The sequence below is a fragment of the Pseudomonas grimontii genome, assembly GCF_007858185.1.
GTDB lineage: Bacteria > Pseudomonadota > Gammaproteobacteria > Pseudomonadales > Pseudomonadaceae > Aquipseudomonas > Aquipseudomonas grimontii.
This window is the reverse complement of the sequence record NZ_VFES01000007.1, coordinates 87,242-104,328: the sequence shown is the minus strand read 5'-3', so window position 1 is coordinate 104,328 and position 17,087 is coordinate 87,242. Positions and strand designations below refer to the sequence as shown.

The 17,087-nt window shown below is 60.2% G+C and carries 12 protein-coding genes; 5 read left to right on the top strand and 7 right to left on the bottom strand.

What is annotated here, in order from left to right; translation table 11 throughout:
• Window positions 1–5 precede the first annotated feature (5 nt).
• From FIV39_RS13145 to pvdP, 6 genes are all read right to left on the bottom strand, one after another.
• Window positions 6–1,727 (bottom strand): OmpA family protein, encoded by a 1,722-nt coding sequence (locus FIV39_RS13145; protein ID WP_090405560.1) that lies wholly within the window; start codon window positions 1,725–1,727, stop codon window positions 6–8.
• A 7-nt stretch (window positions 1,728–1,734) separates the two neighbouring features.
• Window positions 1,735–2,406 (bottom strand): type VI secretion system protein TssL, short form, encoded by a 672-nt coding sequence (gene tssL, locus FIV39_RS13140; protein ID WP_090405563.1) that lies wholly within the window; start codon window positions 2,404–2,406, stop codon window positions 1,735–1,737.
• The gene (tssK, locus tag FIV39_RS13135; protein ID WP_090405566.1) at window positions 2,403–3,758 is read right to left on the bottom strand and encodes a type VI secretion system baseplate subunit TssK; all 1,356 of its coding nucleotides are present in this window, start codon (window positions 3,756–3,758) and stop codon (window positions 2,403–2,405) included. Before tssK ends, tssL begins: the two co-directional genes overlap by 4 nt.
• 23 nt (window positions 3,759–3,781) lie before the next feature.
• Window positions 3,782–5,320: a type VI secretion system contractile sheath large subunit gene (tssC, locus tag FIV39_RS13130; RefSeq protein ID WP_090405569.1), complete on the bottom strand. Its 1,539-nt coding sequence runs from the start codon at window positions 5,318–5,320 to the stop codon at window positions 3,782–3,784.
• A gap of 32 nt (window positions 5,321–5,352) precedes the next feature.
• The gene (gene tssB, locus FIV39_RS13125; RefSeq protein WP_090405572.1) at window positions 5,353–5,853 is read right to left on the bottom strand and encodes a type VI secretion system contractile sheath small subunit; all 501 of its coding nucleotides are present in this window, start codon (window positions 5,851–5,853) and stop codon (window positions 5,353–5,355) included.
• Window positions 5,854–6,394: 541 nt separating this feature from the next.
• Window positions 6,395–8,026, bottom strand: a complete 1,632-nt coding sequence (gene pvdP, locus FIV39_RS13120; protein WP_090405575.1) for a pyoverdine maturation tyrosinase PvdP — start codon at window positions 8,024–8,026, stop codon at window positions 6,395–6,397.
• Window positions 8,027–8,168: 142 nt separating this feature from the next.
• On the opposite strand from pvdP, the gene pvdM reads away from it, so the two are divergent.
• The 3 genes from pvdM to pvdO are packed head-to-tail and all read left to right on the top strand — an operon-like array spanning window position 8,169 to window position 11,712.
• Window positions 8,169–9,518, top strand: coding sequence for a pyoverdine-tailoring dipeptidase-like protein PvdM (gene pvdM / locus FIV39_RS13115; protein WP_090405579.1), 1,350 nt, complete (start codon window positions 8,169–8,171; stop codon window positions 9,516–9,518).
• Window positions 9,519–9,536: 18 nt separating this feature from the next.
• A complete protein-coding gene (pvdN, locus tag FIV39_RS13110; protein ID WP_090405582.1) occupies window positions 9,537–10,808 on the top strand; it encodes a pyoverdine-tailoring periplasmic protein PvdN in 1,272 nt (423 codons plus the stop codon).
• Window positions 10,809–10,839: 31 nt separating this feature from the next.
• Window positions 10,840–11,712 (top strand): dihydropyoverdine dehydrogenase, encoded by an 873-nt coding sequence (pvdO, locus tag FIV39_RS13105; RefSeq protein WP_090405586.1) that lies wholly within the window; start codon window positions 10,840–10,842, stop codon window positions 11,710–11,712.
• A gap of 122 nt (window positions 11,713–11,834) precedes the next feature.
• Here the strand turns inward: pvdO and FIV39_RS13100 are convergent, their stop codons facing one another.
• Window positions 11,835–12,665 carry a N(5)-hydroxyornithine transformylase PvdF gene (locus FIV39_RS13100; protein ID WP_090405590.1) on the bottom strand — a complete coding sequence of 277 codons (831 nt, stop codon included), beginning with the start codon at window positions 12,663–12,665 and terminating at the stop codon, window positions 11,835–11,837.
• Between the two features lie 200 nt (window positions 12,666–12,865).
• Here FIV39_RS13100 and FIV39_RS13095 point away from each other — a divergent pair, with 200 nt between their 5' ends.
• Both FIV39_RS13095 and FIV39_RS13090 read left to right on the top strand, forming a co-directional pair.
• Window positions 12,866–14,518 (top strand): cyclic peptide export ABC transporter, encoded by a 1,653-nt coding sequence (locus FIV39_RS13095; protein WP_090405594.1) that lies wholly within the window; start codon window positions 12,866–12,868, stop codon window positions 14,516–14,518.
• Between the two features lie 110 nt (window positions 14,519–14,628).
• Window positions 14,629–17,064, top strand: coding sequence for a TonB-dependent siderophore receptor (locus tag FIV39_RS13090; RefSeq protein ID WP_090405597.1), 2,436 nt, complete (start codon window positions 14,629–14,631; stop codon window positions 17,062–17,064).
• Window positions 17,065–17,087 lie beyond the last annotated feature (23 nt).

Here is a 17,087-nt window from a genome sequence, read left to right as displayed (position 1 = left end):
GAAATTTAAACGTCGCGGGATGCGACAGGGGGTTGTCTGTCCAGCCCAGGGCGGGAGAGCTCGCAGGCCCCCGTCTCCGGTACCAGACGGATATCGACGCGGCGATTGGCGGCACGCCCCGCCTCGGTGTCATTACTCGCAATCGGGAAGCTGGCGCCGAATCCGTGCACCGCAAAGCAGCTGGCAGGGATGCGCCCCATGTGTTGCATCCAGGCATGCACGGCGGCGGCACGAGCGTGGGAGAGCCGTAGGTTTTTTTTGCTATCTCCGGTGGCATCGGTATGCCCCGCGATAACGATCAGCCAGCCTGGCTGGGCCTTGATGTCGACCAGCGCTTTGATCAGGACGTGGGTCGAACCCGGTTTAAGCTGGGCACTGCCGGGAGCAAACAGTGACAGGCTATCTAGCCGCACTGCACTGGCGACCGGCTCGGGCATGACTGCCGGTGGCGGCTCACTGTGAGCGGCCAACACGGCATGGAGCGGCGCGCGCAGGCGTTCGCCGCGATACAGGCCCAAGCCAAAGGCCAGGGGCGCGCCGTGTCGGTAATAAGCGTCCAGACGCTGGGCGTGCTGACGGAGCACGCTCACAGCGTTTTCACGCCAAAGAAACTCACGCTGATTACGCTGGTTGGGCTGGGGGATAGCCGAATAGCGCCGCAGGTCGTCACTGACCTGGCGCGCCAATAAGGTGTTCTGCCAGGCAGAGCTGGCGAGCGCGATGACACCTGCGCCGGTGAACAACCAGAGCGCCATGAGGCTTGCGTGTTGCAGTGGGGTACGCCGCGGGCGGAGTGCAAGCAGGTTGAGCAAAGGGTCGGGGAATGGCAACCGCGCGCCCGTTGCCACCTGCCGGTCATCAGCCAATGCGACCTTGCCGCGCAACCATTGCTGCCATAGGTTTCCCGAGACAGCCTGAGGCAGCGCCGCCGCCAGCTTGACCGCACAGAGGGTTGCCAAGGGGCTGCGCGTGTTACGAATCACCAGGTGTGGCAGCACCGCTTCATGCAGCCAGGCCACGACACTGTTCAGCTGTATGCTCGCCTGCATCCGCACGGCCTGTAGGGGCAAGTCAGCAGTCTGCCGTTGCCACTCAGCCAAACCGACACATGCACCCGCATCACGGACACGGGTCTCGGCCTGGCCGTTGTTCCAACAGAACCAAGGCTCTTCACCCTGCTGGGTTTGCAGGTAGCTCATCAGCAACAGCGGCAGCGCAACGTCGCGCTTGCGCACCACGGCAAGCTGATGGCTGAAGGCACGCACCTGACCGGCGAGGACGGCGCTGTCACTGTGTGCACCTGGATTGACGATGAACATCACGCCCAGTTGCCCGGCCCAACCCGGCCGCAGGGCCAAAAGCGTCTCGGTGACGGCTGGTAGTTGCGCCACGTTCGGGACGCGCACATAGCAACCCGAGGCCGTAACACGCAGGGCCAACTGCTCGGCCGGAATCTCACCGAACAGACCTTCCAGGCTGTCTCCGCAGACCAGCACCACAGGGTGACGAAACAACGCTGCAGGTAAAGACAGGTTCTCGGCCAACCTGACCGACCCAAGCAGGCGCTCGGCCCGGCGGTTCAGCGATACCCAGGCCCATGCAACACAACACACCGCGATCAACACCCCAAGGACACGCACCCACAGAGCGAGCGGAATGATGACCAGTAGGGCGACGACCAGTACGCCCGCCCACAGGGACAGGATTCGATGCAAGTTGAAGGTCATCGTCCCATCACCCTTGATCAGGCATGAGCGAGGCAAGCGCATCGCTCAACAGGTGATCCAATCCCCACCCTGTCGCCGCAAGCAACAGGCCCATCGCCAGGATATGGATCAGCGGTGCGCGCAGCCACGACAGGCCGGCAACCCAGTCGCCACCCGCCTGGGTAACAACGCCATGGCTGACCTTGAGCGGTGTGACCCGCGCGGCAAGGGCAACCAGCAATTGCTCACGTTCAGGATCGCCCAGATCGCGGTAGCGCCCGCGAAAGCCCAGCATCAGTACCCGCTGAAATGCAGTCAGCACATGCCGATCAGGCGCCGGCCCGCGCAGCACTTCGCGTATGTCTTCATACAAAAACTCACCCGCTTGGTGGCGGTTGAAAAACTTGGCCTGCAACGGTTCGCTGGCCCAGGATGCCCGCGCATCATCGCCGGCGTAGGTCAGCACCGTCTCGTCGAGCAACGCACATTGCGCGTGGCTGATGTGATCGATGCTGCGTTGATCCAAGCCCGCCCGCTTGAGCTGCTGGCGCACTTGCTCCACTTGCCCTGTGCAAAGCTGCTCCAGCTCCCGGCTGCTGTGCACCGAGGCGCCCTGGCGCAACTCAACCACCAGCAGGTAGGTGTCCTGCAACAGTGCATCGATATCCGTGTCTGGTTCTTTGGACGGCGTCAATTTCATGAGCGCAGCACCGCAAACAGTTCAAGCTTGACGTCAACCAATGTGCTGGGGACGTAGAAAGCGCAAACGCCTTCGTCCAGCATTGCCTGTCCGCTGGCATGACCGAGATCGAGCGCGAAGTATTGATTTTCCAGGCGCAACGGAATCGCCGCCGGCACATGGCTCAGCGCCTGCAACGGCACTCCGTGGAGTGCCGCATTGACCAGGTAATTGACAGCATCGGGCGTGCCGATCTTGCACAGCCGTGGGAACTGGTCCTGCAACTGCGCAGCCGGGACTCGACAGCGCACCGACAGGTAGAAATCGGCACCATCGCGTTCGCGCAGGCGATGGTCATTCAGCGTGATCTGCCAGCGGTTGGCCCCCTTTTCCTCCAGCAGCAAAGCAATGACCCGCGACGGCAGGCTGGTCTCCAGCAAACGGGAAATGCTGTGCATTAACGGCGGGAATACGGCCTCCAAATGCGCATGCCGATACGACGGAATTTCGTCGATATCGTGTTCCAATGAAAACGTCAGCAGTCCGCCTGCCAGTTTGATCAAGACTTGATAGACATGCTCGGGATGCCGTGTGGGAAACGCCCGCAGATCCGCGAGTACCGGCTGATAGGTGTTCAAGGCATTCAGCAGCCAGAACAGCGAAACATCGGCCACGGCAAAGTCGGCCATGCGCTGATTGCTTTCCCGTCGCATGCCCATGAGCCGTTGCCGCTTGGCGGCCAATTGCGTCAACAGGTTGTCCAGTTGGTTCAACAGCCCAGAATGCGCGGCGAAGCTGAGCAATGGCGGTACGTAGCTGGGGTCAAGGCTCCAGGCGCCCTTCCCATCCCGCACCAGACGTGCGACCGGACAGGTTATGTAGTCTGCGTTGTCGTCAACGTGCAGGCGCAGGCTCAGCGCGTGTTCCAGCACGCCAATCGACTGCGTCTCGTCTGCGTAGATATCCTGGACCTGGCGCCAGTCCTGGCGATAACGGGTTGGCCGATCTGCTCTGTCGCCTTCAAACACGCAGTTGTTGCCGTTGGCTTGCTCCAGTGGCAAGGCCAATTGCAACGTCACGTCCTGCACATCATCGGTCAGCAGGTGCGCCAGTTCCAACGCGGGAGGGAGCCGATCCATGCATTCGGTGTCGACCCATGTGCCGTCGGGCATTCGCACACACAATCGAGTCGCCTTGAGCTTACCCAATCGCAAGGCATCCGGATCAAACTCCGCAGCCTGGACACCCCACGGGTGCACCCAGGTCAGTAGAGCGAGTTGGTCGTTGGCCCAAGCTTCGTAACGCGTCTGCTGTTGAAATTGCTGAGGCGACAGCAATGCTCCGGCGGCCCATAGAGGGCGATCGATTTTCATGACATCGTTTCCCTACGATTGAGTCAGGCTTTGGCCTTGGGCATCTGCGAAACCAGCGAAAGATTCACGTCCATACCCTCGACCTGGAAGTGCGGCACGGCGTACAACTTGACGCGGAAGAAACCCGGATTGTCCTCAATGTCTTCGACCGTCACCTTGGCATCGCGCAGAGGGTGCGAGGCCTGCAAATCATCGCCTGGGTCAGTCATCTCGGTGACCAGCCCGCCAATCCACTTGTTCAGTTCGAGTTCCAGCAAGCGACGGTCCTTGGTGGTGCCGATGTTTTCGCGCTGGATCAGCTTCAGGTAGTGGGCGATGCGTGAAAGCAGAAAGATGTAAGGCAGACGTGCGTTGATTCGACTGTTGGCGGTAGCGTCGGGCGTGTCGTACAGCGCCGGTTTCTGAGCGGAGTTGGCCGAGAAAAAACACGCATAGTCGCGGTTCTTGTAGTAAGAAAGCGGAATGAAGCCGAGGTTGGCGAATTCAAACTCACGGGTTTCCGGAATCATGACTTCGGAGGGGATCTTGACCTGATTGCCGGTGCCCAGGTCGTACAGGTGGATGGGTAGCTCAGTGACCGCGCCCCCAGACTGCGGCCCACGGATTTGCACGCACCAACCATTGGCGATGAAGCTCTTGACCATGTTGGCCGCAAACGCAAACGAAGCATTGGTCCACAGGTATTTGCCGTGGTCCGGCCCCTTGACGCTTTCGATGTAGTTGAAATTGCGTACCGGAACGGTGTCGGGCCCATAGGGCAAGCGCCCAAGGACACGTGGCATGGTCAGACCGATGTAACGTGCATCGTCACTGTCGCGGAACGACTTCCATTTGATGTATTCAGCCCGGTCAAAATAGTTGCCGATGTCTTTGATCGCGGCAACCTCCTCCATGGACTCTTTGCCGAAGAAGGCTGGCCCGACGGCGCCCACGAACGGCATATGTGCGGCGGCGGAAACTTTCGAAATGTTGCGCAGCAGCGCGATGTCCTGAGGGCTTCGGTCGAATTCATAGTTGGAGATAGCGGCTGCGATCGGCTCACCGCCAGGCGTGTCGTACTCCTGAGTGTAAGTGTGCAGGTACAAACCACTCTGGGCGATTTCCGGTGCGTCCTCGAAATCCTGCACCAGGTGATCTTTGCTGATATCCAGCAACTCGATGCGCACGTTTTGACGGAAATCCGTCTGATCAATCAGCGACTTCACACCGCGCCAGGTCGACTCGACGCGCTGGAAGTCCGGATGGTGCATGACCGCGTCGAGCTGACGGCTGATCTGCATGTCCAATGAGGCAATATGTTCGTCCAGCAGGACTTTATCCAAGCGCTCGACTTTTTGCGGCGATTGTTTAAGCAACTTTAAAAACACACTGACCGCTGCAGTCACCCGCTCATCGGCCGACACCTCAGACAACGCCTCAGCGTTTTGAAAAACTTCTATACCACCCAACTTTGCTATCGGGCTCAGATTGATCTTGTTAAACAATGCGCCATAAACACCACTGTACTGTTCAGATAATACGGTGGTACCGCGCGGTTGCTCGCTGGGGTTTTCTACGACCATAACGGAACTTCCCTTTGAAAAATCGAGTTAAATTAACGTGCTTCAGGCGCCAAGGCGGCCAACTCAGCTCGTAGTTCATCACTCAGGGCGTCATCTTTGAGAATGCGCTCTAACTCATGACGGAAGGTCACGTTATCCAGCAGGTTCGATTTGAGATCGCGCAACAGGTTGCGCATAGCCAACAGCGCACGCAGTTGCGGAATCTGCCGCGCTACCTGCTCGGGTTCAAAGTCCTTCATGCGCTGAAAGCTGAGCTCGACAGGGGTGTCAGATGCATCGTCGCTCAGGGTGTTAGGCACTGCGAGCTTCAGGCCTGGCGAGAAGTCAGCCAAAACGCTGTCAACGTTGTTTTTATTGATATTGACCTTGCCTCGCTCCGAAAGCGGGCGCTGCTCTTTGCCGTTGCTGTAGTCGCCCATCACCATCAGTTTCAAAGGCAGTTCGACTTTTTTCTGCGCCCCGCCGGTATGCAGGTCGAGTTTGATGTTAACCCTGGCCTTGGGTACTTCATTTTGGAAACTGCTTAAAGTCATAACCCCATCCATAGTCTTTCCAACAGCACTTAAGCCACCGGAGAAAATTAAGACTGGAATCTACCGGTACATAGACTCCTTTCTGGAGAAGCCAAAGCGCTACGCGACATGTGGCGATTCCTTCCTAATTAGAATGAAGTATCGCCGGCAATTTTTACCATCCCCCAAATCACGGCCGAGAGCTTTCCGCGACACTTTGGGGATATTTCCCACAAATCGCCCGGATTATAGCTCTTCCAATTTATATTTAATGTTTAAATTTCACGGTACGAATGTACTGTCAGAAACCTCTAAGAAAACTCGCAGAAGCCTGATAAAAACAAGGTCAGAGTTTGCAGACCTTAAAGACACAAAAGAATTCTCTTACATCTATAGTCGTCAAGTTCATAGATGTAAAAAGATCAAGAAGGAATAGATAAACACACCGGTCAGAGGGGGGGGGGGGGAAATAAAAACCTACAAAGTTGAATCAGGCAGCCGCAGATTATTCCCCCACCGCCACCCTTTCACATCGTAAAACTTGAAATCTGGCGCCAAACGCTCAAGCCTCTCGCGCCTTCACCTTCAAATGCCGCGCATACCAAGGCCGCTTCGGCACGCGCTTGAACAAGCCCAGCAGCGCGTCATCCTCGGCACCGAAGGTGATGCGCAATGCGAGCTTCATGGTCTCCGGGTCCATCTCCATCGACCGGCCCATCTGCAACCCCGGGGTGGTGCTGCAACCATGGGTGTCCGGGCCCAGCCAGGGGTCGCCGACTTCGACCCAGCGTCCCGTTGCGAACCAGGCCACGCCGTTGACTTCCAGGCGGCTGACTTCGCCGGGGTTGAAGCGTTCGTGGGCGCGGTACCAGTCTTCTATGCGGTCGTCGATCCAGCCGTGGAAGTGCCAGAACACCGGGTTTACGTGGGATGAAAACGGGTCGCCGAGGAAGTCGTTTTCGGCCGCGTACCAGCGCGCAGCAAAGTCTGCCGGGTCGCGGGCCAGGGGCACCGGGGCGCCGTTGGACGGGTCGCGGGGCACCGAGGCCCAGCGCATGTGCAACCAGTCGTGCAGGCCCAGTTCCATTTCCGAACCCAGTTGGCCCAGGGTGCGTTTGGCCAGGTAGCGCGGGTCGCGGTATTGGGATTCCCAGACCTGGAAGTTGCTGTGGTAAGTCTCGGCGGCCTTGATGTCGGCGACCCACTGGGTGTACTCGCTGTCATCCGGCTCCGACCAGGTGGGCGGCAGCGCGAAGCCGTCGTGGTTGTCGAAGTAACGCAGGAAGCCCAGGCGATCGCGTTCCAGCGCCGGTTGCGGTTCGGGGAATGCTGGCCACGAGGGCAAGTCCTGCATGGATCGCGCGGTGCCGAGCATATGGCGGTGCATGAAGAAGAAGTCGATGCCCGAACCGTTGCGGTCTTTGAGCTTGCCACGGGCGTCGCGCTCCTTGCCGCGCGGGCCGGGTTGCCAGCCGATGCCGCGCAGGGCGTCGCGTTTTGCTTCGGAGAGTTTGTGCCACTGGTCACGGGTGGCGTGCCATAGCTGGTGAAACAGGCGGTGCTCAGGAGCAATCAGCCAGGCCAGCAGGGTCGGGTTGAGGCCGATGCGTTGGCGGGCTTCGGGAAACAGCTGTTTGTGGGCGATGAAGCGGTGGTCGCGCTCGGTCAGGGCCAGGGGTCGATCCAGGTCGAGGATTTGCCCGCTGAGGGTGCCGCTGCCGGCATTGCCGAAGTCGGCCCAGACTTCATCGAGGGTCATCTTGAACTCATAGGCGGGCCTGCCGTCGAGCGCGTCGCGGTCGATCAGGCGCCAGTAGAGCAAGGCGCCCTCGCCCGTCAGCAGGTCACCGAGCACGCGGTAGCGCGGTTCGCCTTCGCCGCGCAGGTTGGCAGCGGTGTCCAGGTAGCCGCGCAGGCCACGGCCACGGGGGGCGATGTCGAGCAGCAGCTCCAGGCCTTGCACTGGCAAGCCCTTGAGGCCGGCGTCGCGGCCTTCCAGGCGCAGGCTCCACACCCCGCGCAAGGTGTTGGCCAAATGCTGCCCGGCGGTGTCGGCCAGGTCCACCGTGGCTTCGCCGGGGGTGATGGGCAATTCTTCTTCTCGCGTCAACTCGCGATGGGCATAAAAGGCGGCCGGCACAGCCGCGCCGGTCAGCGCCAGGCCTGCGATGAACCCACGTCGAGAGATGGTCATTGTCTACCTTAGGAAACGGCTTTATCAGAGCTAGAACGTTTGCAGGCCGGGGAAATTTACCGCACCGCTACCGGCGCCTAAATTTCCCCGCCCATCACTCGTTCTTCCCTGATAGCGAAGGCCTCAACTGACTGAGATGGCAATGACAAAACCACGTTCGAAAAAGGCGCTGTACATCGGCTTGCCGCTGGCACTGGCCATCGGTGCCGGCGCAGGCTTCCTGGCCTGGGATCATTGGTTCAAGGGCAATGCCGGCTACCCGCTGGCAGTGATCAAGCAGGCCAATGAAATGCAGGACCGCCTGCTGTCGTTCGACAGCCATATCACTGTCCCCATGGACTTCGGCACCGCCGGCAACGAGGCGGATAAGGACGGCAGCGGCCAGTTCGACCTGGTCAAGGCGGCACGCGGGCGCTTGTCTGGCGCAGCCCTGACGATTTTCGGCTGGCCGGAAATCTGGAATGGCCCCAACGCGCCGCACAAGCCCACTGACGGCTTTGTCGAGGAAGCACGCCACGAGCAGGAAGTGCGCTACAAGATCATCTCCGGCATGGTGCGTGATTTCCCCAACCAAGTCGGGATCGCCTATACGCCGGATGACTTTCGGCGCCTGCATGGCGAAGGCAAGTTCGCGATCTTTATCAGCATGCTCAACGCCTACCCACTGGGCAATGACCTGAATCAGCTGGACCTGTGGGCGGCACGCGGCATGCGCATGTTCGGCTTCAGTTATATCGGCAATAACGCCTGGTCCGACTCATCACGCCCGCTGCCGTTTTTCAATGACTCCACCGACGCGCTCGAAGGCCTGTCGGACATCGGCAAGCAGGCCGTGCATCGCCTCAATGACCTGGGGGTGATCATTGATGTGTCGCAGATGTCGACCAAGGCATTGGCGCAAGTCGCGCAACTGAGTCGCACGCCGATGGTGGCGTCCCACTCGGCACCGCGCGCATCGGTCGACATCCCGCGCAACCTCAGCGACAAGGAGCTGCAGTTGATCAAGAACAGCGGCGGCGTGGTGCAGGTGGTGGGCTTCCCCGCCTATATACGCCCCCTGAGCCAGCCGACCCAGGACAAGCTCAATATCCTGCGGGCGCGTTTCGACCTGCCGCCCTTGCCCAACCTGGCCATGGCCCTGATGCCGGGGGACGCAATCATCGCGGCATGGCCGGAACAGAAGTTCGGCCAGTACGCCCAGGGGCTGTACGGCATTCTTGAAGAAGAGCCCAAGGCCACGCTCAAGGACTGGGGCGACGCCGTCGACTACACCGTGCGCAAGATCGGTATCGATCACGTCGGCATCGCTTCGGACTTCAACGACGGAGGCGGCCTCGACGGCTGGAACAACGTCGGCGAAATCCGCAACGTCACCGCCGAACTGATCCAGCGCGGCTACTCCGAAGCCGACATCGCCAAGCTGTGGGGAGGCAACTTCCTGCGGGTCTGGGACCAGGTACAAAAAGCCGCCAAGCCCTTGGCCAACCGCTAATCACCTAGAAGCAAGTCCATGACCGACCGTCGTACGTTTCTCAAGCAGGCAGGGGTATTCGCCGCCAGCCTGCCATTGGGCGCTGCACGCCTCCCGCAAGCACTGGCTGCCAACACAACGGATGACCCATGGACGGGGTTCAAGCAGTTGTTCAACCAGGATCCGGATTACCTGCACTTCTCCAATTTCCTGGTGGCTTCGCACCCCAGGCCGGTGCGCGAAGCCATTGAGCGTTACCGCCTGCAGATTGACCGCAACCCAGGGCTCGCCATGGACTGGGACCGGGAGGAAACCTGGAAACGCGAAGGCCAGGTACGCGAGTGGGCCGGCCGCTACCTCAAGGCCACCCCGCCGCAGATCGCCCTCACCGGCAGCACCTCCGAAGGCTTGGCGATGATCTATGGCGGGCTCAAGGTGCGCCCGGACCAGGAAATCCTCACCACCGTGCATGAGCATTACGCCACCCAGAACGTGCTGGATTTTCGCGTGCTCAAGGAAGGCACCCAGGTACGCCGGATCACACTGTTCGAGCGTGCCAGCCAGGTCTCTGCCGACGAACTCTTGGGAAACATCCAGCGCAATATCCGCCCCAACACCCGCGTGCTGGGCATGACCTGGGTCCAGTCCGGCAGCGGTGTGAAACTGCCCATCGGCGAGATCGGCAAGCTGGTGGATGAGCACAACCGCAACCGCGACGACAAGGACCGCATGCTCTATGTGGTGGACGGCGTGCATGGTTTCGGCGTGGAAAACCTCGACTTCCCCGACATGCACTGCGACTTCTTTATCGCCGGCACCCACAAATGGATGTTCGGTCCGCGCGGCACCGGGCTGGTCTGCGCGCGCAACCCCGAAAACAAGTACGTCACACCCATGGTGCCGACCTTCTCCGAAGACAAGGACTTCGCCACCATCATGACCCCCGGCGGCTATCACGCCTTCGAGCATCGCTGGGCGGCGGATGAGGCCTTCAAGCTGCATTTGCAACTGGGCAAGGCACCGGTGCAGGCGCGCATCCATGCGCTGAACGCCGAACTCAAGGACCAGTTGCTGGCGCATCCGCGGATCGAACTGGTCACGCCGCGCAGCCGCGAACTGTCCGCAGGCTTTACCTTCTTCCGGGTCAAGGACCAGGACAGTGATGCGGTGGCGGCCTACCTGCAGAAAAACCGCGTGGTGATCGACGCGGTGGACCGCGATGTCGGCCCCGTAATCCGCACAGCACCCGGCCTGCTCAACAACACCGACGAAATCCAGCGCTTCATGACCCTGCTCAGCCAGCGGTTGTGACCCTCCTTTCCCCTTTGCACGCGAGGCCTACATGACTCCATTTCGACTCAAACCCCTGACGGCCCTGGCGTTGACCGCCCTGTGCGGCGCGCTGCTGCCAGGCCTGGCCCAGGCTGCCGCACCGCAACCGGGCAAAGTGTTCAAGGACTGCAAGGACTGCCCGGAAATGGTGGTACTGCCAGCGGGCACGTTCACCATGGGCACGCCGGAAGATGAAGTCGGCCGCGAGCCGGACGAAGGCCCGATGCATGACGTGACCTTCGCCAAGCCGTTCGCCATGAGCCGCTTCCAGATCACCGCCGGCGAATGGGACAGCTATATCCGCCAGACCGGCGTGAAGATCGCCGACGGCGACACCCGCCCCGGCCGCGAATGCATCGCCAGCAAGCCGCGCTACCCCCAGGGCCCGCGCCAGCCGGCAGTGTGCATGGACATGGACGACATCAAGAACTACGTGGCATGGCTGTCGAAAAAGACCGGCCAGCAGTACCACATGGTCAGCGAAGCCCAGCGCGAATACGCCGCGCGCGCCGGCTCCACCGGGCCATTCCCGTTCCCGTTCGACGAGGGCAAGGGCTACAGCATCGCCGAGCATGCCAACACCTACGGGCCGGCGGACGGGTACAGCTATTCTTCGCCGGTAGGCAGCTACCCGCCGAATGCGTTTGGCATGTACGACATGCATGGCAATGTCTATGAGCGGGTGGCCGACTGCGAGCACCCCAACTATGTCGGCGCACCGACGGATGGCAGCGCGTGGATGGAGCCGAACTGCGAGGGTTACCAGATTCGTGGCAATGACTGGGGCGAAGCGCCGGTGTTTTCACGCTCGGGCAACCGCAACAACATCTACCCGCAAACGCGGGGGGATTGGATTGGCTTCAGGGTAGTGCGCGATCTCTAAAGCTGACGGGATTTAATGTGGGAGGGGGCTTGCTCCCGATGGGGTGCGGCAGTCGACATCGCCATTGACTGATACTCCGTCATCGGGAGCAAGCCCCCTCCCACAGTCAAATCGTGCGCGGCTTAGACCCCCTTCTGCGCCAACAACTCCAAACCTTCATGCAGCGCCGGGAACAGGCTGTTGTTGAAGTTGTTCCAGCGCAGTTCGAGGATGGTGTCGTCCGGCGAGATCTCGGTCTTGAGTACGTCGTGGAACACCTCGCCGGAGTCGATGCCGTTGTCCACGTAGTGGAAGGAGGCGCCGGTCAGGTACAGCGGCTCGGATGGCGTGGTGGCCTTGGTCACCCAATCCGTAACCGTCAACCCACGCGCACCGTACAGCGCATTCCAGGTCGCATAGGCCCCACGGCGCTCGTAAGGCGATTCGATACGGGTGATACCGGGGTGAATGTTCATGATCCTACGGGCAAACGGCGCACCGGGGCGCACCAGCTCGTCCAGGATCACCAGCAGGCCGTCCAGCACCACAATATCGGCCTTCAATTCCACCAGCGTGTCATGCAGGCGGCGTTCGAAGTCCTGCTTGCCGGCGATATGCTCGGCGCTGCCCCGTGGCAGGCGGCGATAGGTGGACGGCACGCTCAACAGCAGGTCGTTGACCAGGTGGCCCTGCACCTGCAAGTCCGCCGGATAAAGCCACTGGCGCCCCGGTTTATAGGCAAACCCATAGTCGGCCACCAACTGCTGGTCGCGCGGGTTCTGCTCATCGTCGTCATACACCACGCCCACCAGGTTGTAGGCGTCGCCCAGGGACGTGTCGTTGAGCGATCCCACCAGAAACTCCAGCACCGATTTCATGTAGCGCTCGTGGTCCTTGTAGGCCACTGGCTGGCCGGCCTTATCGGCAGCGGCATTGCGCAGGGACCACACGTACACCAGATTCTTTTTCGTCATTGTTTCGCTCTCGCTGGATAGATCAGGCACGCGCCAATACGCGTGCGCCTACACCACAAGAACGAACCAGATGCCGGTCAATTTATCCACCAACCGCACCGCCGGGCACACCGAGCTAAATCGTCGCGCCAACACTTCGTTTGTCATGGGTAAGGGTCTGTGTGCCCAGCCCCCTCTTTTTCACTTTCCGGGAAGTACTTATGACCGACCCCAAGCGCGGCGCCTTCAACGGTTTGCTCGCACTGCTCAGGCCGTTTCGCACCATCGTGACGGTCTCCATCGCCCTGGGCATGGCGGGTGGCCTGGCCATCACGCTGTTGCTGGCGACGATCAACAATGCCCTGCACTCGCCACAAGGCATGACCCAGGGCGTGATCCTGACCTTTGCAGCCTTGTGCGTGCTGGCGCTGGTCAGCTCGATCATTTCCGACATCGGCACCAACTACGTCGGCCAGCGGATCATTGCCGCCCTGCGCAAAGACCTGGGTGAAAAGGTGCTGTCGGCGCCCATCGGGCAAATCGAGCGCTACCGCTCCCATCGACTGATCCCGGTGCTGACCCACGATGTCGACACCATCAGCGACTTCTCCTTCGCGTTCACGCCCTTGGCCATTGCCGCCACGGTGACGCTGGGCTGCCTGGGCTACCTGGCGTACCTGTCGGTGCCGATGTTCCTGATGATGGTCGTCGCCATTGTGATTGGCAGCGCCGTGCAGTTCATCGCCGGCGGCAAAGGTATCCAAGGCTTCGACCTGGCACGCAGCCATGAAGACGAATTGCAGCGTTATTACAACGCCATCGCGTCCGGCGCCAAGGAACTGCGCATGCATCGGCCACGACGCTTTCGCATGAACACCTACCGTATCCAGGTAACGGCGGACCGCATCAGCGATATTCAGGTGCGTTCGGTCAACATCTACATCCTCGCCAAGACCTTCGGCTCGATGCTGTTCTTCGTCGTCATCGGCCTGGCCCTGGCGATGCAGGCCTATAACCCGAACCCGGACCCGACCGTGATCACCGGCTTCGTGCTGGTGCTGTTGTACATGAAAGGCCCGCTGGAACACCTACTGGGTTACCTGCCCGTGGTGGGCAAGGCGAAGATTGCCTTCGGGCGTATCAGCGAGTTGTCGGAGCGCTTCTCCTCTCCTGAACCGCACCTGCTGATGGATGACAGCGAGGCGCCGACACCGATCGTCAACAGCCTGGAACTGCGAAACGTGAGCTACAGCCCACCGGCCGTGGAAGGCAGCGAGCCGTTTCACCTGGGGCCGATCAACCTGAGCATTGCCCAAGGCGACATCGTATTTATCGTCGGCGAAAACGGCAGTGGCAAGACCACGCTGATCAAACTGCTGCTGGGGCTCTACCCGCCGCAGTCAGGCGAAATCCTGCTCAACGGCGAGGCCGTGACCGACTCCGAGCGCGATGACTATCGCCAATTGTTCACCACGGTATTCGCCGACTACTACCTGTTCGACGACCTCGTCCAGGGCAGCGCCACCCAGTCACTGGACAGCGCTACTAAATACCTGGAACGCCTGGAGATCGCACACAAGGTCAGCGTCAAGGACGGCGTATTCAGCACCACCGACCTGTCAACCGGCCAGCGCAAGCGCCTGGCACTGGTCAACGCGTGGTTGGAGGAACGCCCGGTGCTGGTGTTCGACGAATGGGCCGCCGACCAGGACCCGGCCTTCCGCCGAATTTTCTATACCGAACTGCTGCCGGACCTCAAGCGCCTGGGCAAAACCATCATCGTGATCAGCCATGACGACCGTTATTTCGACATCGCCGATCAGCTCGTACGGCTGCGCGCCGGCCAGGTGGTGCACGAAATGGAGCCCGCATGAAATTTTCTTTTCCGGTTTTCCGAAATAGAAACGTCTCACTAGTGGTAATGAGAACCAACCTCAATAAATATTAAAATTTTCCCACTTAACACATAGAAGAGAAACCATCCATGTCAGCACGACTCGGTCTCAGCCCACTGAGCAAAGCGCTAACCAGGGCCCTGAACATCAACCTCCTGCCGAGTGCGCTTGCCCTTGCGGTATCGCTGCCGGTTGCCGGCTATGTGCAGGCACAGGAGATCGAGTTGGATATTCCGGCACAGGCACTGGGGAGTGCACTGCAGGAATTCGGCCGCCAGGCCAACCTGCAGGTGCTGTACAGCCCGACCGACGTAGCAGGAAAAAACAGCACTGCGATCAAAGGTAAACTGGATCCGCAGCAGGCGATCAACACCTTGCTGGCAGGCACTTCAACCACCCACAGCCTCAGTGGCAACGCGCTGACCGTTACCGCCACCGGCGCGTCCGCCGGGCTGGAATTGAGTCCGACCCAAGTGACCGGCAACGTGCTGGGCAACATCACCGAGGGCTCCGGCTCCTACACGCCGGGCACCATTGCCACGGCCACGCGGCTGACCCTGACCCCGCGGGAAACCCCACAGTCGATCACGGTGATTACCCGCCAACATATCGAGGACTTCGGCCTCAACAGCGTCGATGACGTGATGCGCCACACGCCTGGCATCACCGTATCGGCCTATGACACCGACCGTACCAACTATTACTCGCGTGGATTCTCGGTCAACAGTTTCCAGTACGACGGTATTCCGTCCACCGTGCGCAACGTCGGCTACTCGGCGGGGAACACCCTGAGCGACATGGCGATCTATGACCGCGTCGAAGTGCTCAAGGGTGCCACCGGCCTGCTCAACGGCGCCGGCTCCCTGGGCGCGACCATCAACTTGATCCGCAAGAAGCCGACGTCGGAATTCAAGGGCCATGTGCAATTGGGGGCCGGCTCCTGGGACAACTATCGCAGCGAAGTGGATGTGAGCGGCCCGTTGACCGACAGCGGCAATGTCCGGGGCCGTGCAGTGGCGGCGTACCAGGACAAAAAGTCCTTCATGGACCACTACTCGCGCAAGACCGAAACCTACTACGGCATTACCGAGTTCGACCTGTCACCCGACACCATGTTGACCGTCGGCTTCGACTATCAGGACAACACTCCAAAAGGCTCCAGCTGGTCCGGTTCGTTCCCGTTGGTCAACTCCAACGGCAGCATCAACAAGATGCCACGCTCCTATAACAACGGCGCCACCTGGAGTTCCTGGGAACAGAACACCCGCACCGCCTTTGCCATGCTTGAGCATGATATGGGTTACGGCTGGGTCACTAAATTCCAGCTCGACCACAAGATCAACAGCTACCATGCCGACCTCGGTTCGATCCAGTTTGTCCAGCCGGCAGCCGATGGCACCGCCGAGATTAACGGTCAGAAATACACCGGTGAAACCAAAAGCACTTCGGCCGACCTCTACGCCACCGGGCCTTTCAGCCTGTTCGGCCGCGAGCATGAACTGGTGGTAGGCGGCTCGATCGGCACGTCGCGTTGGCAAGGCAAGGGGTACTGGTCGCCGGAATGGCCAGGTGGCAACAAAGTCGATTTCTATAACTGGAATGGCCACATCGCCAAGCCGATCTACGGCCCTGCCCAACAATACATCGACGATACCATCCGCCAGACCGGCTACTACATGACCACACGTTTGAACGTGATGGATGACCTGCACGTAATCCTCGGTGGGCGCGTCGCCAACTACCACGTCACCGGTATCAACCCTTCCTACAAGGAAACCGGCCGGTTCGTGCCGTATGCCGGCGTGATCTACGACCTGAACGACAATCTCTCGGTGTACACCAGCTACACCGATATCTTCCAACCCCAGGAAAGCACGTACAAAGACCGCAACCAGACGTTGCTGGAACCGGACGAAGGCCAAAACTACGAGCTGGGCCTGAAGGGCGAGTTTCTCGACGGTCGCTTGAACACCAGCATTGCCTACTTCGAAGTGCATGAAGACAACCGTGCCATCCCGGACGATGCCTATAACAACCAGACTCCTTCCCCGCAAAACTATGCGTTCAAGAGCTCCAAGGCCGTCACCAAGGGTTACGAAGCAGAAATCTCAGGTGAGCTGGCGCCCGGCTGGCAAGTGCAAGGCGGTTACACCCACAAGATCGTGCGGGACGCAGACGACAAGAAGATCTCCACCTTCGAACCTGAGCACCAGGTCAACCTGAACACCACCTACAAACTCAAGGGCGACCTCGACAAGTTCACCATCGGTGGCGGCCTGCGCTGGCAGAGCAAGGGTTGGAATGAAATCTACAACTCGCAGCTCAACACCAACCAGGACATCACCCAGGAGTCCTATTGGCTGGTGGACTTGATGACCCGCTACCAGGTCACCAAGAACCTCTCGGCGACTGTCAACTTCAACAACATCTTCGACAAGTCCTACTACACCAACGTGGGCTTCTATAACTCGGCTGCCTACGGTGAGCCGCGCAACGTGATGTTCAGCACCCGCTGGGACTTCTGATGTGATGCCTTGATCGCCCTGGC